The sequence below is a fragment of the Pleionea mediterranea genome (assembly GCF_003148745.1).
Lineage (GTDB): Bacteria > Pseudomonadota > Gammaproteobacteria > Enterobacterales > Kangiellaceae > Pleionea > Pleionea mediterranea.
The window spans coordinates 236,659-257,773 of the sequence record NZ_QGGU01000003.1 but is presented as its reverse complement, the minus strand read 5'-3'; the positions used below and the strand labels follow the sequence as shown (position 1 = coordinate 257,773).

Here is a 21,115-nt window from a genome sequence, read left to right as displayed (position 1 = left end):
TGCTTATTGGAAAAATATTTCATTACCAGACCTTTTTAACAAATCGGTTTTCTCGTCCACGTTTTTTATATTCACGATACATTTTTCGTCTTAACAAGCCGCCAGGGTCATCCGGAATTTTTCTAAGCCATTGTTCCAGAGCCTGATCTTTTTCTTGTTCATCACGTTTATCTTCCAGATCAACTTCCTGTTGCTTTTTTTGTTGCTCGCCTTCTTGTTCGGATTCTTGTGATTGCTGTTGTTGCTGTTCTTGCTCAGATTGCTGGTCGTTTTTCTGTTGTTGTTCGTTATTTTGCTGCTCTTGTTGCTGCTGATTATCTTGCTCGTTCTGATTGTCATTGTTTTGCTGCTGTTCTTGTTGCTGTTTAAGTTTTTCTAGCAGCTCTTTATTGAACTTGGCATCTTCAAAGTCGGGTTGTTGTTCTAAAGCTGATTGATAAGCTCCGATAGCTTCATCGAATTTTTTTTGATGCGCCAGCGCATTACCTCGATTATAGAGATCGGTCGCCGATTGATTATTGGCATACAACTCTTCAGCCTTGTCATAATTTCCAGATTTGTAATGAGAAGCAGCTTTCCATTGTTGATTTTCAAACAGTTCAGCCGCTTTCTCGTTGTTGTTTTGTTGGTAAGCTTTTGCAGCCTGTTGGTTTTTGGTTAACCAGAGATCATCCCATATACCAGCATGGCTGTTTGGGTGCATAACTATAATGCAAACCATTAAGCTGATTCCGGGTAATCGACCATTTTTTCTAAACATTAGCAGCAATAGCGGTAACAGGGGAAATAACAGCCAGTATCCTTGATCAAGTTGGTCACTGACCTTCTCGCTGCTTGACTCCTGACTTTTATCCAGTTGTTGATGGCTTTCAGTCATTAACTTTTCAACATCACGATTATCTGCGGTTATGCCAGTAATGACCGTTGGTTGAGATTGAGCTAGATCCTGAAAAGGTTTCATGCGCAATGTGGGCATAACAATATCGCCTGCAGAATCTTTTAAAAATCCTTTATCGTTACCCAGTGGGATAGGTGCGCCCTGATCCGTTGCTATTGTTAATATAGAAAGAGTGTACTGAGTATCATTAAGCGTGTCGGAAATAAGTTCCGCATCAACATCACTCATACCGTCGGTGAGCCAGATTATTTGACCGGTTTGTTTGCCAGAATTAATCAGTAATTGCTTGGCTTTTTCAAAAGCCTTATAAGGTTCGCTGCCCAATACCGGCATGATCCCGGTATTTAAAACCGGAACCATGGTTTTTATGGTGTTGGCGTCGCTGGTGAGCGGGCTAATAATAAACGCATCGCCTGCATAAACAATTAATGCGGTTTCACCTTCTTTACTTGCTGTTAGTATATCGGTCAGCTTATGTTTTGCACGAGTAAGTCGGCTCGGTTTAATGTCTACCGCATCCATGGATAAGGATAAGTCGAGAATAATAACTCTTGCATCACCTGTGCGATAAACCGGTACGGATTTTTTTTCGAAGCTGGGGCCAGCAAAGGCTAATATTGCCGTGATTAATGTCAGCAATAATATAATTAACGGCCACCAACTGCGACTGGATTCTCCTTGCAATAATAAAAATTTAAGCAGATGTGGATCAATCGACTTTTGCCACTGTCCCTGGTTTTTCAATGTTTTCCAGCTTAAAACAGCAACGGGAATGACAAGTATCAGCAACCATAAAGCTTCGGGCCGAATAAACATAAAGTTGGAGAGTAAATCGTTTAAGGTTAAATCACTCATTGCACACCACCTCGCAAAGGCAGACGCTGAATGATTAAAGCTGTTATGTAAAACAGAAAGTAAATCAACAGTGCCATTGCCAGAGGAATATAATACAGCTCTTTAATTGGACGATAAATATTGCCATCTTCTTCTACTGGTTCCAGTTTATTGAGTTCGGTGTAGATTTGTTTTAACTCTTGCTCATCTCTTGCTCTAAAATATCGACCGCCTGTTAGTTTGGCAATGTGGGTGAGAGTTTCTTCATCCAGCTCTTCTGATGGATTAACTTTACGCGGACCGAACAGAGCGTCATTAAGAATCATTTCATCGGCACCGACACCAATGGTATAAATTTTAATTCCGGCATGCTTTGCCAGCTTGGCCGCTTCAATGGGCTCCAGTGCTCCTGCATTATTTTGGCCATCGGTTAATAAAATAAGTACCCGGTTTTGCGCCGGTCTTTCTTTTAATCGTTTTACCGCCAGGCCAATGCCATCCCCGATGGCTGTTTTTGATGCGCCAGCCAGTCCAATTTCGGTTTCCATTAACATATGACTGATGGTTTTTAGATCGAAGGTGAGCGGTGTTTGTAAATAGGCGTTCTCGCCAAACAAAATCAATCCGAGGCGATCGCCTTCTCGTTGTTCTATAAAATCCGATAATATATTTTTCACTACTACCAGACGAGTGGCTTGTTGACCATCGAGTTTAAGATCCCGGGCTTCCATACTGCCAGAAATGTCCATGCTGACCATCAGGTCTCGGCCTGATGCAGGCAAGTCGACAGGTTCGCCAACCCACTGTGGCCGAGCGACGGAAATAATTAGAGCTGTCCAAATCAAGGCGCTGACCAGCAAATGCCACAACTGTTTGCTGGTCGAAGCGGTGGTTTTATTCGCAATTGATTGCCAACGATTAAACAGACTGGTTCTAAGTGCGGTGGATTGACGATCATCCGCTTTGGGTTGTAGCCAGTAAAACAGAATTGGTAGAGGCAGTAGTAGCAGCAAGTAGGGCCATGCGAACTCAAACATTAGTTAGCTCCCGTTGCGACAACTGACTGTTGGGTAACAGTGAAATTAGCTGATGAATATCATCTATCAACAGGCGCCAATGTTTTTCATTGATGCTGATATTTGGCGCGTATTGGGCGTGATGAAGTAAATCAATCGTTGAAGGCGCGAGAGTTTTATTGTGTTGAGCGGCTAGTGACTCGGACAGTTCCCGTAGTGATACAGTAGCCACCAGCGATTGCTCAAACTGTGTTAAAGCGGCACGTCGATAAATATGCAGAGCATCCACCAGATTTTGTTTATTGGCCGGTTTTTCTTTAAGTGGCAGCAGTTCTGATTTTGCCAGTGTAACAGCGGTTTGATGATTTTTTCGTTTAATTAACCAGCGGATCAAAAACACAAGCCCAATGATGACCAATCCCGCTAAAATCCACCAGCCCGGTGCCAGTGGCCACCATGATATGGGATCGGGCGTATGAATGTCGCGAAGTTGTGATAATGGATCTTGTTGGGGGGCAGCCTGACCGTTCATGTTGCACCTCCCATTGCCGCTCGTTTGTTTGCTGTGGCTGCGGTTAGTCGTTGAGTCAAATCATCATCTGCGCTGAGCAAGTTCCATCGCATGCGGTGCTTTAAACATAACTCTTTTAATTGTTGATTTCGTTGATCAAAATGATGTTGATAACTTTGCCGTAATGCCCTGGATTGTGTATTTATGCTGGCACGCTCAAGACCATTGGTGATGGTGTATTGACCCGAAGGAGGCAGTTCTTGTTCCAGAGGATCGTAAAGTTGAATTAAATTAACTTCATTGTGCTGACTTAAACGCATCAGGTGGTTTTCACAGTTATCATTGTATTGCTGAAAATCACTGACGATAAATATCAGGCTGCCCGGGCGTGCCAGATGGCGTGTGCGGGATAAGGTTTTTTCCAGAGCAAAGTTTTCAGGAATCGTGTAAGTATTCGAGCGATAAAGACGATTGATCTGGGTGTTGTGGTTATCAACAATTTGGTTCAGCACTCGTAAACAGTTTTTTCGTGTGGTCGCTGGTTTATGCTCAAAATGATTGAATTCATCAAACAATAGTGCACCAAAGCGATTTCCGTCACTTAATGTTTTCCACATTATAGTCGCTGCAATTTTTGCCGCTTGCACACTTTTAAATTGTCGTCGGGAACCAAACATCATGCCGGCGGATTGATCCAGAATGACAAATATGGGGCGTTCACGTTCTTCCCGATAAATTTTGGTATGCGCTTCGCCAGTGCGAGCCGTAACACGCCAGTCTATAGAGCGAATGTCATCACCCATCTGGTAAGGCCGGGCTTCGTCAAAGTCCATACCGCGGCCTTTGAAGTGAGAAATAAACCCGCCGAGTAAATGCGTTTTTACGTGCTGCTGCGTGGGAAGCTCCATCGCATCAGCCTGTTTTTTACATTCCAGCATTTCACTGAGCGACAACTCAATGCCAACTTCGTGGGTCGGTATTGAGTGGGCTCGGCCAGGGTTATTGTGACGCCAATTACTCATAAGCGTGGGCTCAATAGATTAAGCAACAGGAACAACTTTTAATAAACGATCGATCACATTATCCGGCGTTATGCCTTCGGCTTCGGCTTCATAACTCAACAGCACCCGGTGACGAAGCACTTCGTGAGCAATGCTTTGAACACTGTCCGGGGTTACAAATTCATTATTCTGTAGCCAGGTAATGGCTCTGGCACAGCGATCCAGCGCAATGGTGGCTCTTGGGCTGGCGCCAAAGTCTATCCATCGGGCAAGTTGTTCATCAAAATCCGCCGGGCGGCGTGTCGCCATAACCAGTTGAACAATATATTGCTCGACTTCATCCGCCATGTAGATATCAAGAACCTGATCCCGAGCTTCAAACAATGCCGCTTCGGTCAATTCGGCCGACGGTTCTTCAAGGTGTGCACTGTGGTGTGATTCGGCACGCGAAAGGCGCAGTATTTTTGCCTCGGCGTCTGCTTTGGGGTAACCCACAACCACATGCATTAAGAATCGATCCAGTTGTGCTTCAGGCAAAGGGTAGGTGCCTTCTTGCTCAATCGGGTTTTGTGTGGCCATAACCATAAACAGCGCTGGTAACGGATAACTTTTCGCGCCAACGGTGATTTGTCTTTCTGCCATGGCTTCTAGCAGAGCGGACTGAACTTTAGCCGGTGCACGGTTAATTTCATCCGCCAGAATAAGATTATGAAAAATAGGCCCTTTTTGAAACTCAAAGGTACCGTTTTGTGGTCTAAAAATATCGGTTCCAGTTAAATCAGCGGGCAGAAGATCGGGCGTAAACTGTATTCGGTGAAAGTCACCTTCGACGCCTCGGGCCAATTCTTTGATCGCCCGTGTTTTTGCTAGACCCGGTGCGCCTTCTACTAACAGGTGACCGTCAGCCAATAGAGCAACGAGAATTTTTTCAATGAGATCTTCTTGTCCAATGATGCGTTGTTGCAAAAATGACTTTAATTGTTGAATCGCGTCTTTAACATCCATAGCTCGACCGTTTATTTGTACCGTATTAGGAGGGTTGTCATTTGTATCGGATTGAACCATAAAATTCCAGTTTTTTTCAAAAGGTTAGTGTCTAATTTGCAACAATTTACAACATTGGTGCAGCAATCGGGCTAATCAAAACAGCTATTTAAAACACTTGTTTGAAAATGGTGATGATTTAAAGTATTGTCTAAACTCTATCTACTAAAAATTAATACTTGGACTTTAGTTATGTCATCTGAACAAAATAATGTGAGCTCAGCTCAGGAATCGGCTTCTAAAGAAAAGTCTGACCAATCCGGCGAACAAGCCCCAGAAAGCACGGCCAGTGATAAACCTGAGGCTAACAAAGATAAGCCAAAAGCCAGTACTTCCAAGGGCAAAACGTCTGAAACCAAGGCTCGTCCAAAAGCCAACGCGAAAGCAAAAGCCACCAAAAAAGCGCGTAAAGTGACTCAGGGTAAAGACAGAGTCGCTATTGTTGCGGGTTTAAGAACGCCATTTGCGCGCCAGTTGACCAATTACCGGGGTATGAATGCGGTTGATTTGGGCAAATTGGTTGTGAATGAGTTGATGGCGCAAACAGAAATTCCTTCCGAGCTTGTGGAGCAGGTGGTTTTTGGCCAGGTGCTGGCAATGCCAGATGCGCCAAATATCGCCCGTGAAATTGTCTTGGGCACCGAAATGAACGTCTCTACGGATGCCTATTCGGTATCGCGCGCATGCGCAACCAGTTTTCAGTCTGCGGCGAGTGTGGCGGAGTCGATTCTTGCCGGTACCGTAACCGTCGGCATTGCCGGTGGTGCCGATTCATCGTCGGTTGTGCCAATTGGCGTATCGCAAAAACTGTCACAAATATTGATGGATTTGAGCAAAGCTAAAAGTTTGAGCCAACGACTAAAGTTGATCGCCAAAATTCGTCCCGGTGATCTGGTTCCGGTGCCGCCTGCCGTTAAAGAATACTCTACAGGCCTGACCATGGGGCAGAACGCCGAACAGATGGCGCGTGATCATGGTATTAGCCGACAGGAACAGGATGAGCTGGCACATCGCTCACACTCACTCGCCGCTAAAGCCTGGGAAGAGGGCAAGTTAGACAATGAGGTTATGACGGCGTTTGTTCCGCCTTACAAAGAATCATTCAGAGTGGATAATAACGTTCGTTTTGACTCACAACTGGAAAGTTATGCCAAACTAAGACCTTGTTTTGATCGCAAACATGGCACATTAACCGCGGCAAACAGCACACCATTAACCGATGGGGCGGCTGCACTACTGATGATGAGTGAATCGCGAGCAAAAGAGCTGGGCTATGAGATTCTTGGCTTTGTAAAAAGTTATGCGTTTTCAGCTTCCGATGCTACCCGCGATATGTTGATGGGGCCCTCATATGCCACACCCATTGCACTTGATCGGGCCGGAATGACATTAAAGGATCTTGATCTGGTGGAAATGCACGAAGCGTTTGCGGCGCAAACCCTGTGTAATGTGAAGGCTTTTGCTTCAAAATCATTTGCAAAAGAAAAACTAAACCGCAGTTCAGCCATTGGCGAAATCGATATGGATAAGTTTAATGTGCTTGGTGGCAGTCTTGCTTACGGTCATCCATTTGCGGCAACCGGAGCGCGGTTAATTTCGCAAATGTTACATGAATTAAAACGCCGGGGCGGAGGTACTGCCCTGACAACGGCCTGCGCTGCTGGTGGACTTGGCGCATCAATGATTTTGGAGGTTGAGTAATGAGTCACTCAAAAAGTGCGTTTCAATTTGAGCTGAAAGACAATGGTGTCGGTGTTATTACTATTGATGTTCCGGGTGAGTCACAAAACACTTTGAAAAAAGAGTTTGTTGCAGAAATCAATGATTTGCTAAACAGCCTGGAACAACTTGACGTTAAAGGCCTGGTGTTAATCAGTGGCAAAGCCAGTAGTTTCGTTGCCGGCGCAGATATCTCCATGCTAAGTGATATTAATGAAGCAAGTGATGCAGAAGATTTGGCTAAGCAGGGGCAAGCCATTTTTAACCGGCTAGAAAAGTTGAATATCCCAAGTGTTGCGGCCATCAATGGAAGTTGCCTCGGTGGCGGTCTTGAGCTGGCAATGGCTTGTCATCAACGGGTTTGCACCGACAGTTCTAAAACTAAATTAGGATTACCAGAAGTTCAGTTAGGTGTGTTACCCGGCAGTGGCGGTACTCAGCGTATGCCGCGGTTAACCGGAATTGCCACCGCGTTAGATTTAATGCTAACCGGTAAACAGTTGAATGCTAAACGGGCTCAAAAAGCCGGACTGGTGGATGAAGTGGTTCCCGTGGCGAACTTACAGTTAGCGGCGGAAAAACGCGTATTGAATATGGCTAAAGCTGGCCATTGGCGTAAATCGAGTGACGAGCCTTCCGTAAGCTGGAAAGGAGCCATGAGTGCCTCCGGAGCACAAAAGCTGGCTCTGGAAAGCAACAGCTTCGGACGCAAAATTATTTTTGATAAGGCACGTAAAACCGTTAAAGGAAAAACCAAAGGCAATTATCCGGCTCCTTTTAAAATCATTGAATGTATTGAAATGGGTATGGAGCATGGTTTTGAAAAAGGCCTTGAGATAGAAGCGCGTTATTTTGGTGAACTGGTGGTAACACCGGTTGCCCGTCAATTAATGAACATCTTCTTTGCCACTACCGAGCTTAAAAAAGATAAAGGGGTTGAGTCAGACGTTGAGCCAAAACCGGTGAAACGCGTTGGTGTTTTAGGCGGTGGCTTAATGGGCGCCGGAATTGCCTATGTGTCGATTGATAAAGCCGGTAAACAGGTTCGTCTGAAAGATGTATCCACCGATGGTGTGAATAATGCTCTGAAATACAGCTGGTCGCTTATCAAGAAAAAAATGAAGCGCAAGCAGTACTCAAAAATTGAAGCTATGAAAGTGCAATCTCGACTCACAGGCGGAACCGATTACAAAGGATTTAAGCAGGTTGATCTGGTGATCGAAGCAGTATTCGAAGATCTGTCGTTAAAACACCAGATGATTAAGGATGTAGAGCAACATTGCGATTCAGACACAGTATTTGCCACCAATACATCGTCCATTCCTATTGCTGATATAGCCAAAGCCAGTAAACGACCGGAGCAAGTGATCGGTTTGCACTATTTTTCACCAGTGGAAAAAATGCCATTGCTGGAAATTATTAAGACGGAGAAAACTTCAGACGAAGTAATCGCCCAATGTGTTGCTTTTGGTAAGGAGCAGGGCAAAACGGTTATTGTAGTGAACGATGGCGCAGGGTTTTATGTGAATCGTATTTTAGCGCCTTATATGAACGAAGCGGGTCGTATGGTTGCCAAAGGTGTTCCCATCGATACCATCGATAAGGCTCTGGTTCAAGCTGGTTTCCCTGTAGGCGCCATGACGCTGCTGGATGAAGTAGGAATTGATGTTGCGACCAAAGTAGCTCCTATTTTACAGGATGCGTTTGGAGAGCGCATGGAGCCACCTGCGATGTTCGATAAATTGAAAGAGGATGATCGCAAAGGCCGTAAAAACGGTAAAGGTTTTTACCGTTACGACGATGACAGTAAAGGCAAACGAGAGGTTGATGAGTCAATTTATCAACTGCTGGGGATTACCCGGGATCATTCTGTCAAGGCGGATGAAATTGTTGAGCGGTGTTTATTGATGATGGTGAACGAAGCCGCACGCTGTCTGGATGAAGGCATTATTCGTAGTGCCCGGGATGGTGACATTGGTGCCATATTCGGTATCGGTTTTCCACCTTTTGAAGGAGGGCCATTTCGTTATATGGACGCACGCGGCATTCAAACCATTGTTGAACGTTTGTCTTTTTACGAAAAGCAGGAAGGTGAACGGTTTAAACCCGCAGAAATCTTGACCAGAATGAGTGAGCAAGAAAAATCTTTTTATGAGTGATATATAGGTAAAAAGGATTGGCTTTAAATATTGAACATAGAGTGTTTTTTCGGTTGTTATGAAGCAGGCGCCAGTTCAGTTATGAGCTGGCGTTTTTTTAATGCTTTAAATATTCTTCGCTACTGATATATTACTTATTATATTTAGTTTAGAGATTTTCTAACAGGTTGTTACTAATACTAACCCTTTTTGCTACAATCCCAAGTTGTATAGTTTGAAAGCAATCATTTACTTAACCAATATTTAATGGACGAATATCGGTTTTGAGTGTCATCCAGTTGCAGGCTGATGCGTTGAATGGTTTACGGAAGCAGTTTATTTTCAGGAATAGAGGCAATAGAAATAATTATGAGACGGAATTATTGGGCTCTTATTGTCATGCAGATCTCTCTGGTGCTGGCCTACGCTATAGGGTGGCCACAAAGTGTACTGGCCTGGTGCACCGGTATAGCTGCTTATATTGGATGCAGTTTTGGCTTAATGTGGCTTGGTTTAAAATTAGCCAAACACAGAAAGTCCTATTATTTAATCACAATAGCAGGCACTTCGTTTAACTGGATTTTATTTGGTGCACTTGGCAGCTTGTTATCGGTTGTGATTAATACTGCACCTTTTTCAAACAGTTTATAATCATTGCTCGGCAGATTTAACCCTTTGATTAACACAATTGTCTTTCGATAGCCCACTACAGATCCATTGCATTAAGGTCTATACTGAATAGCTCTTATTATCAAACATAAATGATCTACGCAGATTTTAATTTTCTGACAGTCATTAATCGTGATTGAGCGGGGCTTATGCAGCAAAGAATAGATGCAATAAAACAAACATTAAACAATATTGTCTTGGGCAAAGAGTCCCAGGTAGAAATGGCTATTGTATGCTTGTTAGCGAAAGGTCATCTACTGATTGAAGACTTACCCGGTATGGGGAAGACTACCTTAGCGCATGCCATTTCTCGGGTATTTGGCCTTGAATTTCAGAGAATACAATTTACATCCGATTTACTGCCAGCGGATATTACGGGCACAGCAATTTTTGATCGCAATCAACAGGCGTTTTCTTTTCATCCGGGCCCTATTTTTTCTCAGGTTATTCTGGCGGATGAAATAAATCGCGCGACACCAAAAACCCAAAGTGCATTGCTCGAAGCCATGGAAGAACATCAGGTCACCATAGAAGGTGAAACGCGTAAACTTCCCAGTCCTTTTTTTGTTATCGCCACTCAAAATCCGGCCCATCAAATAGGCACTTACCCGCTTCCCGAATCTCAACTGGATCGTTTTTTAGTCCGACTATCGTTGGGTTACCCACATCCTGAGTTTGAAAAGTCATTGTTACTCAGTGGTGAAAAGCGGGCTATGGCTAACTCGGCCAAACCGCAACTGACTTCAGAGCAGCTTATTGAAATGCAATACCAGGTTGAGCAAATTAATGTGAGTGAAAGCATTGTTGATTACTTGCTCAAGCTGGTGATTGAAACTCGCCGCTCTCCGGATCTGGTGCATGGTTTATCACCACGTGCAGGGCTTGCTATTACTCAGGCGGCAAAAGCTTACGCCTGGTTACAGCAGCGAGACTTTGTTATTCCAGAGGATGTTCAGCATGTGTTTGTTTCTGTGGTTGGGCACCGTCTGCAAGCCAGCGGCCAAAGTCAGTTAAATGGCGATGATGTGGCAGAAGCCATACTGCAAAATACCGCTGTTCCTCTTTAGCGTTTTTAATGATGAAGGCTACGCTAAACATGCCTGCCAGGTGGTTAAGTTCGCTACGACTCGGTATTCGAGCAAAGCTTGAGCGGTGGCAACGCTCGCGTGCGCCACTGGCAAAGTCACTGCAACTCTCGCAGCGTAATACCTATGTGTTTCCTACCCGCTATGGCTTTATGTTGCTACTAACCATCATTCTGATGGGTATTGGCGCCACCAACTATCAAAATAATCTGGTATTTATTGCTACCTTTACCGTTATTGCCATTGGCATCGTTGCCATTTTGTTAACCTTCAATAACTTAGTGGGATTGAAGTTTTCTGTGCACAATGCCGAGCCGGTTTTTTGTGGTCAAACGGTGCGTGTACCTATTTCAGTGACGGCTGATAAAGAACATTTATCCATAAGCATTGGCGCAGAGCAGGAGGTATTGCACACCATTGATGTGGCGCCAATGGCAGAGCAACGGGTGGATGTGGTGGTTCCTGCGTTAAAGCGCGGTGTGCATTCATTAAAAGCGGTACGTTGCCAGACATTATTTCCATTAGGGTTTGTGCAGGCATGGTCGTGGCTGTTTTTTGACAGTCAATATGTTGTTTATCCTAAACCTGTCGCTCCTGATACTGAGTGGCTCGGTAATGGTGATTCAAATGGCCAATACTCGGACAGTTTTAAGCCGGGAGTAGAAGAGTTTTATGGTTTACGCAGTTACAAGCGCGGCGACTTAATGTCACGTATTCACTGGAAAAGTTTTGCTCAGGGAAAAGGGTTACAAACCAAAGAGTTTGTGGATTACTTAACAGAGCCGGATGTGTTTGATTACGATGCTTTCGTTGGCATCGATGTTGAAACCCGACTGTCGCAATTGTGTTATTTATTATTAAACGCCCATGAAGAAGGAAACGCATTTGGCATAAAGCTGCCGAATAAATATTTAGCACCTGATAAAGGAGAGTCTCATTTACATAACTGTTTATTGGCTCTTGCAGAGTTTGAAGGTTGATGATGATATTTGAGAGTGATGGCTGATTCAATGATGGATTTAAAGGTTTATTTGATTAATAAGTTAAAGTGTCTTCAGCTGACAAGCATCGCTATTACTTATGCATTTAACTTTTATTTATTAAGGGAGTATAACCATGCTGGTTCTTCCTGAAAATCAACGGCAGTTATCATCGAATAAAAAGCAATCCCTAGCGCTGGTACAGCTATTAATATTATTTCCTCTAATGTTGCAGTTGCCGATTATTTTAACGGCGATTGTTTTATTTGCGCCTATCTATGTTCTTGTTAGAGGGCGGCTTAATCAATCGATGGCAGTAAACCGTTGGTTGCTCTTGATCATCAGCCTCCTGGTGGCAATTTTTGTTTATCAGTATTACGGCACGTTTCGTGGTAAAGATGCCGGTGTTGCATTAATTGTTTGTATGTACAGCTTGAAGTTACTGGAGTCGTGGAAATATCGGGACTTCAACTTAATTTTAACGCTGAGCTTTTTCATTTTTGCCATGACGTTTTTGTTTACCCAGTCCTTCTGGGTATTGCCGTATATGTTTCTGGCTTTCGCGGTGATTATTTATGTGTTAATGCGCGGCAATGCCTATGCTTCAATCAGTTTTAGTTGGAAGCCAGCGTTAAAACTGTTGTTATTATCTGCACCACTAATGGTTTTACTGTTTCTATTTTTTCCTCGTTTGCCAGGTCCACTCTGGAAAATGCCGGGTCAACTAACCAGTGGTAGTGGCGTCAGTGACACTATGAGCCCTGGTGATATCTCGACGCTTAACTTAATTGATGAGCCGGCATTTCGAGTTAAGTTTACGACAGACGCGTTACCGAAAACGTCGGATCTTTATTGGCGCGGTCTGGTACTTGAGTCTTATGATGGCATCACCTGGCGTGAGAGCGAACAACGCAGTGATATAACAAAAAATATTCAAACACAGGGAGAAGTATTTGAGTATTTTGTGACTCTGGAGCCAACTCGGCAGCGTTGGCTATTTGGTCTGGATGTACCGGTATCACTTCGACAACAAAGCCGATTAAAATCTGATGCAACTCTGGTCGCACCTTACCGTATTAATAAACGCATTCGTTATAGGGTTAGCAGTGCGCCAGAGGCCATTATCAGCGAGACGCTAACACCAGTGGCACGTCAGATTAATCTTGAGTTACCGGAAGATTCTAATGAACAGTCAAAACAATGGGCGATTGAAAAATTTACCGAAGCTGGCAGTGCCGAGTCGTTTGTAGCCGAGCTATTACAGCACATTAATCAACAGCCTTATTTTTATACTTTAACCCCTCCAATAATGGAAAGGGAAATGGTGGATGATTTCTGGTTCAATCATAAAAGCGGTTTTTGTGAACATTATGCCAGCAGTTTTGTATTTATGTTGCGGGCTGCAGGAATTCCAGCACGTGTCGTCACTGGCTATCAGGGGGGCGAATATAATCAGGTAGGTGGTTATTATCTGATTAAACAAAAAGATGCTCACGCCTGGGCAGAATATTGGGTTCAGGATAAAGGCTGGGTAAGGGTGGATCCCACATCGGCAGTTGCACCTTCACGGGTGGATGTGTCGTTACAGGCGGAAATGATGGAGCGAGGATTCTTATTTGATGAGCTTCCCGATGCTGAACTATTAAGTTCTGGTTGGCTGGATTACGCCAGTCAGTGGTTCGATAATGCCAATAGCTTCTGGCAGGAATGGGTGCTTGATTATAATCAGGATAATCAGTGGGATTTGCTGAAATGGTTAAAATTACAATCGTTACCGGCTTATTACGTTAATGGTATTGTATTACTGGTAGTGTTTGCGGTTATTTATTTTCTTTGGCGTCGAATCAGTCGACAACACACGCATCTGGATGATGTGGCGAAAGCTTATCAGCGTGTGCTGAAGCGACTGGCTAAAAAAGGTGTCAAGAAGCGTGTCGATGAAGGGGCTCAACAGTTCTTCAGTCGGGTGATTAAGCAAAACCCTCAATGGCAACATCAACTATCACCGATCCTACGAGATTATCAAACACTGCGTTACCGTAAATCTGCATTCAGCAAAAAGGACGAGGTATTCCAACAGTGCCTAGCAAGGCTCAAGCGTAATGCTCGTTATTTGCAGTTATAGCTTGGTAAACGGGTTTGCCCGGTAGCATGAAACAGCAGAGTTTAGGTATAATGCGGTTATCACTTTCTAGTTGTTGAAGTTTTCATGTCTTTATCTGTCGATATTTCTCCTGTGCAGCAATTTTTAAAATGTCCGACGCCTGATGCCTGGCTGGGGCATGCGTTAACACAAATGGATATTTTGTTGATTGATCACGCTCGCTGCGAAAAGAAGGCGGCATCAACTGCGTTGAGTCTGATGTTCAAGTTTCCGGAGCGTGAAAACTTATTGCATAAACTGTCACGGCTCGCTCGTGAAGAGCTCAGACATTTTGAGCAGGTGTTTGATTTGATGCGAGAAAGAAAGATTGAGTATAAACACCTTTCGGCGTCGCGTTATGCGGCAAAAATGCGTGAGCCGGTTAAGTTAGGCGAGGCTTCTGCACTAACGGATGTGTTAATTATTGGCGCTTACATTGAGGCGCGTTCCTGTGAACGGTTTGCGGCCTTAGCGCCTGTAGTTGAGCCAGTGGACTCTATATTGGCAAAATATTATCGATTTTTATTAAAGTCAGAGAGTCGTCATTTTATGGATTATCTAGAGCTGGCACAGGAGTATTCGGAGCATGACATACAACCGCGTGTTGAATTCTTTGGCGAACTGGAAGCCAGCTTGATTCAATCTCCGGATACGGTGTTTCGTTTTCACAGTGGTGTACCGGCTTAACGTTCAAATAAATATTCCCTGATAAACAATTCTGTTATTAGAGCGTGCTTATCTTTCATTATTTGAGATGTTGAGTGCTAAAATTAAGCCAGTCGCGGCGTGAATTTTGAAGTTTAGTTATTCTAAATAAGGAATTCTCAACAAAGAGTGGCTTAATTTTGGCCTCAACCCTTCAGGCAGGGGGTCTTTTATGTCACAACTGCGTTATCGGTCATTCAAATAGAATAACTATTCATCACTCCCTCTGCCTTGTTGTGACATAAAATAACCTCCTGCATCTCAAATAATGAAAGATAAACACGCTCTAGTGATTAATTAGCGGTGAATATTCGTTAATGAAAAGTATTGGGTTAAGGAAAAATATTGAGTTAAGGAAAATATTAGGTAAAGCAATAATCAATCAGAGATTGAAAAAGAAGGAATATCGGGATCGTCCCAACGGCTTTTAGTATCGAAATGAAACGAAGATATTATGCCGCTATCGGCTTCAAGATACTGACCGTAATCACGCCAATCACTTAATACGATACGTTGTAGACTTGTATTATCTTTTTCAGTTCTGTGTATTGCAGGACGATGTGTATGGCCGTGGATCATAACCTCAACATCGTTGTGTTGGAACGTATGCGATACTTCATCTGCATTCACGTCCATTATTTCTTGGGATTTTTCAGCGGTGGCCTGTTTACTTTGTTGACGATAGTTATTAACAATTGCCAATCGTTGCTCCACAGGTAAGGATAAGAACTCCTGTTGCCATTGTTCACTTCTTACTTGTTGTCGAAAATCTTGATACGCCGTATCGTCAGTGCATAAGGTATCGCCATGACACAACAAAACAGATTGACCGAATAGGTCGATGGTGCTGTATTCGGGCAGCAGCTTTAGATTGGCCTGTTTCGCATAGTTGTTACCCAACAAAAAGTCTCTGTTGCCATGACAAAAATAAAGTGATGTACCTTGTTCGGCAAGATTGTTCAGTTGATGGGTGAAAGGCATTAACCATTGAGGTTGATAATCATCGCCAATCCAGACTTCAAATAAATCCCCTAAAATATACAGCCGGTCGGCACGCGGCGCATACTGCTCCAGATAATGAGTAAACAGCCGCAGTAATTGCGGCTGCTCGTCACTTAAATGAAGATCGGAAATAAAGTGAGTTATCATAGGTATAAGCTTAGTTGATCGAGTTCAACGATAAACAGTCGCCAGCTTTTACTCAACCACTTCCATCGACTCAATCAATATCTCTTCTTTTGGTACGTCGCCGTGTCCGCCCATATTTCCTGTGGCAACACCTTTGATACGATTGACCACATCCATACCGTCGGTAACTTTGGCAAACACACAATAACCCCAGCCTTGGGCTGTTTCACTTTTAAAGTCCAGGAAGTTATTGTCGTTAATGTTGATAAAGAACTGGCAGGAAGCCGAATGGGGATCCATGGTTCGAGCCATTGCCAGGGTGCCTTCCTTATTGGAGAGACCATTATTGGCTTCATTTTCAACGGGATCCTGAGTTGGCTTCTGGATCAAGCCGGGCTCAAATCCACCGCCTTGAATCATAAAGCCATCAATCACACGGTGAAATATTGTATTGGAATAGTGACCCGAATTTACATAATCGAGAAAATTGGCAACGGTTTTTGGCGCCTTATCAGTAAATAACTCAATTGTGATGTCGCCCATATTGGTGTGGATAATTACCATAATACTGCTCCTGATGATCAATTTGCGCGGATTATGCCATAAAATGTGGTCGCATGCGTATTAGACGGTTTAATTATGCCTTAACCCTTCGAAATAGCCGTCAGAGACAGTATAATTGCGCGTCAATCAACTCTCAGTCTGGAATTCATTTTCATGTTACACATTTACAACAACCTTACTCGCCAAAAAGAAGTGTTTAAACCGATACAGGAAGGCAAGGTAGGCATGTATGTGTGCGGAATCACTATTTACGATTATTGCCATATTGGTCATGGCCGAACCTATACAGCGTTTGATGTTATGGCCCGGTATCTGGATTATCTTGGCTACGACGTGACCTATGTGCGTAATGTAACCGATATTGAAGATAAAATTATTCAGCGAGCCAACGATAATAACGAAGATTTTAATGCTGTGGTTGATCGCTTTGCGACCATTATGCACGAAGATTTTGACGCTTTAGGTTTAATTAAACCCGATATGGAGCCACACGCCACTCACTCGATTAAAGAAATAATCGAGGTTATCGAAACCCTCATCGAAAAGAATCACGCTTACGCGGCGGACAACGGCGATGTTTACTACGCCGTATCGACATTTGATGGTTATGGCAAACTGAGTAAGCAAAACCTGGATGATTTGCGTGCAGGCGAGCGGATAGAGGTTGTGGCTGAAAAACGAGATCCGCTGGATTTTGTTTTGTGGAAGTCGGCAAAACCGAATGAACCCAGTTGGGATTCGCCCTGGGGTAAAGGACGCCCAGGCTGGCACATTGAATGTTCGGCCATGAGTAAACAATGCCTGGGTGATCATTTTGATATTCACGGTGGCGGTTCTGACTTGCAGTTTCCCCATCATGAGAATGAAATCGCCCAGTCTGAAGCTGCCAATGGCTGCCAGTTTGTTAATTACTGGATCCACACAGGTATGGTTCAGGTTGAAAAAGAAAAAATGTCCAAGTCATTGGGCAACTTCTTTACCATTCGCGAGGTTCTGGAACAGTTTCGAGCAGAAACCGTGCGTTACTTTCTGTTGTCCAGTCATTACCGCAGTCAGATGAATTATTCTGAAGACAATTTAAACGCCGCTGACGCCAGCTTAGAGCGACTGTATCTTTCTCTGAGAGACTTGGATGAGGTTAAGGGAGAAATGTTACTGGATTATCAGCAGTCGTTTGAGCAAGCGATGAACGATGACTTTAATACACCTGTGGCTATGTCGGTATTGTTTGATTTGGCGCGAGATCTAAACCGGGCGAAAAAAGAGCAGCCAGATCGGGTGAATGATCTGGCTTATACTTTAAAGTCATTGGCGAAAGTGCTGGGTCTGCTTCAGCAGTCTCCGGCGGAATTTTTGCAGTCGTCTTCGAGCGGTTCGAGCGTGGATGCTGAAAAAGTAGAAGCGCTAATTGCTGAGCGAAAACAGGCGCGCAAAGATAAAAACTTTGCCCGCAGTGATGAAATTCGCGATCAATTACTGGCCGATGGCATTGTGCTTGAAGACACCCGTGAAGGCACCGTTTGGCGTAAAGAGTAATTTTTTAACCAACTTATTAGGTTAGATTGTTGGATGCGTTTGATTGAGCGCCAGTATTTATTGAATACATAAATACTGGTGCTCGCTTGTTTAAATGAGCGTTTCGTTGTCAAAGACGATCACAAGTCAAAAGATTTGCTTAAGGTGAACACCAAAGCTTCGCTGTCGGTTGCTTCTCCCGAAGTGTTCAGTTGATCCGATAGTTCATCTGAGCTAACAATAAGCGCAAGGTTCACATCAAACTCATTAAATGAATGGCTTGCACCCAGTTCGATGTAATGGCCATCAAAAATCTTTCCAAACTGGCCATAGGTGGCGTATAAATTTTCTCCGGCAAAGGTTATGGATAAAAAGCTATAACGATCATCGCCGGTTTCTATGCCTGCCCAGCTTCCTTCAGCGTAATCCAGTGCTATAAATCGATAACTGACACCCAGGTTGACTTCTTCATAGGTTTCATCAAAGTTACCGCTGTAGTAGTAACCGGTAAAACCAATACTGGTAGAAAAGTCGTCAGTAAATGCGTGGCTGTAACTGCTAAAAATATCCGTTTCCAGACCATCTCCAACATCGGCAAGCCACACACCTGCAGCAATATTTCCATGTGCGATATCGAGCCCAGCTGAAGCAGAAGAGGGTTTTTGCAAAATTCCCCGATAATAATACTCCGACATAAAGCCGAGGTTTCCCGAAACCTCTAACTTGTGAGAAGGTGGGTGTACTGGTTCTGATGCAGTAGTAGTTAAACTGAAACCGCTTAGTGTTACTATTAACAGTATTGATTTTATTGTGTGGTGCATTGTGTTGCCTCCTGATGAATGATGCAGTAAGGCAGTTCAGAATTCATGCCACAAATATTATTTGTTGAAAATCAATAGCTTGGATAATTACTGCAAATGCAGCACAAAAGTAATCACAATTAGGTGAGTTAACTTGGTGCAAAAATAACCGTTTTGCAGAGAACTGTGCACTAAGAAAGACCGACCAGTTAAAAATGCTCTAAGACATTGGTTTGATCGTTATAAACTAGGGCGTGTTTATGGTTACAATGTGGGCAGTGGAATAAACCGCGTATCTCATTTAAGGTCATACCAGTTTCCTGGTCGCACATAGGCATAATACGGCCTCAAATTAGATCCGCACATCAATGCACATAACTGACTAAAAATGAGTCAAATAAGGTAATTCATGCAAATCACCAGTCAATATTCTCGCGACGAACTTATCGCCTGTGGCAAAGGGGAGCTCGTTGGTCCAGCCGGAAATACCGTGTCTCGCTTACCATTGCCCAATATGCTTATGATGGATCGTATTGCGACCATCAGTAACGAAGGCGGTGCTTTCGGTAAAGGTTACATTGATGCAGAATTCGATATAAATCCTGATCTCTGGTTTTTCGGTTGTCATTTTGAAAGTGATCCGGTAATGCCGGGCTGTTTGGGTGTCGATGCCATGTGGCAGCTTACGGGCTTCTTTATCTCCTGGCTTGGCGAATCTGGCAAAGGTCGCGCATTGGGTTCGGGCGAAATTAAATTTTTTGGTCAAATTCTTCCTACTGCAAAAAAAGTGACCTATCGCATCGACATTAAGCGACTGATTCGGCGAAAATTGAAAATGGTTATCGCCGATGGTTCTGTCTCGGTCGATGGCAAAGAAATTTACACTGCGAAAGACTTAAAAGTTGGCTTATTTGATTCAACAGAATCTTTTTAATCTTACGCTGCGTTGTCAAACGTTGTTAAAAAACTTTTTCAAAAATAGTTAGGATTCAATATGAAACGAGTCGTGATTACAGGCATGGGAATTGTTTCTTGCCTTGGTAACAATACCGAAGAAGTCACTGCATCACTTAAATCCGGCAAGTCCGGTATTCGATTTAAAGAGATATACAAAGAAAAAGGCTTACGCAGTCATGTGGCTGGCTGGCCCGATCTGGATATCAAAGATCATATTGATCGAAAAGTGGTTCGCTTTATGGCTGATGCGTCTGGCTACGCTTATATCTCGATGCAACAGGCGATAGAAGATGCCGGGCTTTCCGATGAGTTGGTCTCTAATGTTCGCACCGGATTAATTACCGGTTCAGGCGGTGGCTCGCAAGGCACTCAGGTTGAAGCCGTTGAAATTTCACAAACTAAAAGTGTAAAACGTGTTGGCCCTTATGCCGTACCAAAAACTATGGCCAGTACAACATCAGCCTGTTTGGCAACGCCTTTTAAAATAAAAGGCATCAACTACACTATTTCATCCGCCTGTGCTACCAGTGCACACTGTATTGGTAATGCTTACGAACAAATTGCAATGGGTAAACAGGACGTTATGTTTGCCGGTGGTGGCGAAGAAGAAGATTGGCGTTTAACCCTATTGTTTGATGCCATGGGTGCATTATCATCAAAGTATAACGACACGCCAGAAACCGCTTCACGTCCCTACGACAGCACTCGTGATGGATTTGTAATCTCATCGGGTGGTGGCATATTAGTGCTCGAAGAGCTTGAGCATGCAAAAGCTCGTGGCGCTAAAATATACGCCGAGCTTGTTGGTTATGGTGCTACATCCGATGGTTATGACATGGTTGCACCTTCGGGCGAAGGCGCGGTGCGATGCATGCAGCAAGCCATGCAGACTGTTAAGGGTGATATTGATTACGTTAATACTCATGGCACCAGTACTCCTGTGGGTGATGTTGCTGAGCTTAAAGCGCTTAAAGAAGTGTTTGGTGACAAGTTGCCAAAAATTTCATCAACTAAATCCTTAGCAGGGCATTCTTTGGGAGCCACCGGTGTTCACGAAGCCATCTACAGCTTATTGATGATGAAAGAAAACTTTATAGCCGGCTCTGCCAACATCAATGATCTGGATGAAGCTGCTGCAGACATGCCCATTGTTCAGCAATGTGAGCAAGGAGTTGAGGTTAATCGAGTGCTGAGTAACAGCTTCGGTTTTGGTGGCACTAATGCAAGTTTAATATTTGAAAAGTATAACGATTAATTATCGGTTATTTTCGTATAATTAAGACCTATCAAAAAAAGCCGCTCACTTTCATAAGTGAGCGGCTTTTTTATTAGAGAGCAAGTGATCCAGTTTATAATTTAACTGATGAAAGCATGCTATGGTGTAATGAAATCTAAATCAGGGTAGAGA

General features: G+C 43.7%; 18 protein-coding genes. 10 read left to right on the top strand and 8 right to left on the bottom strand.

Translation table 11 applies throughout. From position 1 onward, the window contains the following. Positions 1–22: 22 nt before the first annotated feature. The 5 genes from C8D97_RS05150 to C8D97_RS05130 are packed head-to-tail and all read right to left on the bottom strand — an operon-like array spanning position 23 to position 5,265. Complete coding sequence (locus C8D97_RS05150) at positions 23–1,753, bottom strand: vWA domain-containing protein (RefSeq protein WP_109762610.1); 1,731 nt, start codon at positions 1,751–1,753, stop codon at positions 23–25. Next, entirely contained in the window at positions 1,750–2,769 is a 1,020-nt protein-coding gene (locus C8D97_RS05145; protein WP_109762609.1) for a vWA domain-containing protein, read from the bottom strand. The genes C8D97_RS05150 and C8D97_RS05145 overlap by 4 nt, the downstream gene beginning before the upstream one ends. Then, complete coding sequence (locus tag C8D97_RS05140) at positions 2,762–3,280, bottom strand: DUF4381 domain-containing protein (RefSeq protein WP_109762607.1); 519 nt, start codon at positions 3,278–3,280, stop codon at positions 2,762–2,764. The genes C8D97_RS05145 and C8D97_RS05140 overlap by 8 nt, the downstream gene beginning before the upstream one ends. Further along, positions 3,277–4,281, bottom strand: a complete 1,005-nt coding sequence (locus C8D97_RS05135; RefSeq protein WP_109762605.1) for a DUF58 domain-containing protein — start codon at positions 4,279–4,281, stop codon at positions 3,277–3,279. Before C8D97_RS05135 ends, C8D97_RS05140 begins: the two co-directional genes overlap by 4 nt. Positions 4,282–4,299: 18 nt before the next feature. Further along, the gene (locus tag C8D97_RS05130; protein ID WP_109762773.1) at positions 4,300–5,265 is read right to left on the bottom strand and encodes an AAA family ATPase; all 966 of its coding nucleotides are present in this window, start codon (positions 5,263–5,265) and stop codon (positions 4,300–4,302) included. 231 nt (positions 5,266–5,496) lie between these two features. Between C8D97_RS05130 and fadI the strand changes: the two genes are divergently transcribed. From fadI to C8D97_RS05100, 7 genes are all read left to right on the top strand, one after another. Beyond that, positions 5,497–7,005: an acetyl-CoA C-acyltransferase FadI gene (fadI, locus tag C8D97_RS05125; protein WP_109762603.1), complete on the top strand. Its 1,509-nt coding sequence runs from the start codon at positions 5,497–5,499 to the stop codon at positions 7,003–7,005. After that, positions 7,005–9,182, top strand: a complete 2,178-nt coding sequence (gene fadJ / locus C8D97_RS05120) for a fatty acid oxidation complex subunit alpha FadJ (protein ID WP_109762601.1) — start codon at positions 7,005–7,007, stop codon at positions 9,180–9,182. Before fadI ends, fadJ begins: the two co-directional genes overlap by 1 nt. A 348-nt stretch (positions 9,183–9,530) precedes the next feature. Continuing rightward, a complete protein-coding gene (locus tag C8D97_RS18000; RefSeq protein ID WP_146196079.1) occupies positions 9,531–9,812 on the top strand; it encodes a hypothetical protein in 282 nt (93 codons plus the stop codon). A gap of 167 nt (positions 9,813–9,979) precedes the next feature. Continuing rightward, the gene (locus C8D97_RS05115) at positions 9,980–10,897 is read left to right on the top strand and encodes an AAA family ATPase (protein ID WP_109762599.1); all 918 of its coding nucleotides are present in this window, start codon (positions 9,980–9,982) and stop codon (positions 10,895–10,897) included. A gap of 29 nt (positions 10,898–10,926) precedes the next feature. Further along, positions 10,927–11,895: a DUF58 domain-containing protein gene (locus tag C8D97_RS05110; protein WP_170115143.1), complete on the top strand. Its 969-nt coding sequence runs from the start codon at positions 10,927–10,929 to the stop codon at positions 11,893–11,895. A 136-nt stretch (positions 11,896–12,031) separates the two neighbouring features. Continuing rightward, a complete protein-coding gene (locus C8D97_RS05105) occupies positions 12,032–14,020 on the top strand; it encodes a transglutaminase TgpA family protein (protein WP_109762594.1) in 1,989 nt (662 codons plus the stop codon). An 84-nt stretch (positions 14,021–14,104) separates the two neighbouring features. After that, positions 14,105–14,725, top strand: coding sequence for a MiaE family protein (locus C8D97_RS05100; protein WP_109762592.1), 621 nt, complete (start codon positions 14,105–14,107; stop codon positions 14,723–14,725). Between the two features lie 396 nt (positions 14,726–15,121). Here the strand turns inward: C8D97_RS05100 and C8D97_RS05095 are convergent, their stop codons facing one another. After that, a complete protein-coding gene (locus tag C8D97_RS05095; protein ID WP_109762590.1) occupies positions 15,122–15,892 on the bottom strand; it encodes a UDP-2,3-diacylglucosamine diphosphatase in 771 nt (256 codons plus the stop codon). A gap of 48 nt (positions 15,893–15,940) precedes the next feature. Then, positions 15,941–16,435: a peptidylprolyl isomerase gene (locus C8D97_RS05090; RefSeq protein ID WP_109762588.1), complete on the bottom strand. Its 495-nt coding sequence runs from the start codon at positions 16,433–16,435 to the stop codon at positions 15,941–15,943. A gap of 153 nt (positions 16,436–16,588) precedes the next feature. Between C8D97_RS05090 and cysS the strand changes: the two genes are divergently transcribed. Beyond that, entirely contained in the window at positions 16,589–17,971 is a 1,383-nt protein-coding gene (gene cysS, locus C8D97_RS05085; protein WP_109762586.1) for a cysteine--tRNA ligase, read from the top strand. Between the two features lie 119 nt (positions 17,972–18,090). On the opposite strand, the gene C8D97_RS05080 is transcribed toward cysS, so the two are convergent. Then, positions 18,091–18,771 (bottom strand): TorF family putative porin, encoded by a 681-nt coding sequence (locus C8D97_RS05080; RefSeq protein WP_109762584.1) that lies wholly within the window; start codon positions 18,769–18,771, stop codon positions 18,091–18,093. A 388-nt stretch (positions 18,772–19,159) separates the two neighbouring features. Here C8D97_RS05080 and fabA point away from each other — a divergent pair, with 388 nt between their 5' ends. Together fabA and fabB are read left to right on the top strand one after the other, a co-directional pair. Continuing rightward, a complete protein-coding gene (gene fabA / locus C8D97_RS05075) occupies positions 19,160–19,684 on the top strand; it encodes a bifunctional 3-hydroxydecanoyl-ACP dehydratase/trans-2-decenoyl-ACP isomerase (RefSeq protein WP_109762582.1) in 525 nt (174 codons plus the stop codon). A 60-nt stretch (positions 19,685–19,744) separates the two neighbouring features. Continuing rightward, positions 19,745–20,962, top strand: a complete 1,218-nt coding sequence (gene fabB / locus C8D97_RS05070) for a beta-ketoacyl-ACP synthase I (protein ID WP_109762580.1) — start codon at positions 19,745–19,747, stop codon at positions 20,960–20,962. The last annotated feature ends 153 nt before the right edge of the window (positions 20,963–21,115 follow it).

Bases quoted from the DNA above. Each gene is read 5' to 3' on its own strand.
- C8D97_RS05150 (WP_109762610.1), bottom strand. From the start codon at position 1,753: ATGAGTGATTTAACCTTAAACGATTTACTCTCCAACTTTATGTTTATT.
- C8D97_RS05145 (WP_109762609.1), bottom strand. From the start codon at position 2,769: ATGTTTGAGTTCGCATGGCCCTACTTGCTGCTACTACTGCCTCTACCA.
- C8D97_RS05140 (WP_109762607.1), bottom strand. From the start codon at position 3,280: ATGAACGGTCAGGCTGCCCCCCAACAAGATCCATTATCACAACTTCGC.
- C8D97_RS05135 (WP_109762605.1), bottom strand. From the start codon at position 4,281: ATGAGTAATTGGCGTCACAATAACCCTGGCCGAGCCCACTCAATACCG.
- C8D97_RS05130 (WP_109762773.1), bottom strand. From the start codon at position 5,265: ATGGATGTTAAAGACGCGATTCAACAATTAAAGTCATTTTTGCAACAA.
- fadI (WP_109762603.1), top strand. From the start codon at position 5,497: ATGTCATCTGAACAAAATAATGTGAGCTCAGCTCAGGAATCGGCTTCT.
- fadJ (WP_109762601.1), top strand. From the start codon at position 7,005: ATGAGTCACTCAAAAAGTGCGTTTCAATTTGAGCTGAAAGACAATGGT.
- C8D97_RS18000 (WP_146196079.1), top strand. From the start codon at position 9,531: ATGAGACGGAATTATTGGGCTCTTATTGTCATGCAGATCTCTCTGGTG.
- C8D97_RS05115 (WP_109762599.1), top strand. From the start codon at position 9,980: ATGCAGCAAAGAATAGATGCAATAAAACAAACATTAAACAATATTGTC.
- C8D97_RS05110 (WP_170115143.1), top strand. From the start codon at position 10,927: ATGCCTGCCAGGTGGTTAAGTTCGCTACGACTCGGTATTCGAGCAAAG.
- C8D97_RS05105 (WP_109762594.1), top strand. From the start codon at position 12,032: ATGCTGGTTCTTCCTGAAAATCAACGGCAGTTATCATCGAATAAAAAG.
- C8D97_RS05100 (WP_109762592.1), top strand. From the start codon at position 14,105: ATGTCTTTATCTGTCGATATTTCTCCTGTGCAGCAATTTTTAAAATGT.
- C8D97_RS05095 (WP_109762590.1), bottom strand. From the start codon at position 15,892: ATGATAACTCACTTTATTTCCGATCTTCATTTAAGTGACGAGCAGCCG.
- C8D97_RS05090 (WP_109762588.1), bottom strand. From the start codon at position 16,435: ATGGTAATTATCCACACCAATATGGGCGACATCACAATTGAGTTATTT.
- cysS (WP_109762586.1), top strand. From the start codon at position 16,589: ATGTTACACATTTACAACAACCTTACTCGCCAAAAAGAAGTGTTTAAA.
- C8D97_RS05080 (WP_109762584.1), bottom strand. From the start codon at position 18,771: ATGCACCACACAATAAAATCAATACTGTTAATAGTAACACTAAGCGGT.
- fabA (WP_109762582.1), top strand. From the start codon at position 19,160: ATGCAAATCACCAGTCAATATTCTCGCGACGAACTTATCGCCTGTGGC.
- fabB (WP_109762580.1), top strand. From the start codon at position 19,745: ATGAAACGAGTCGTGATTACAGGCATGGGAATTGTTTCTTGCCTTGGT.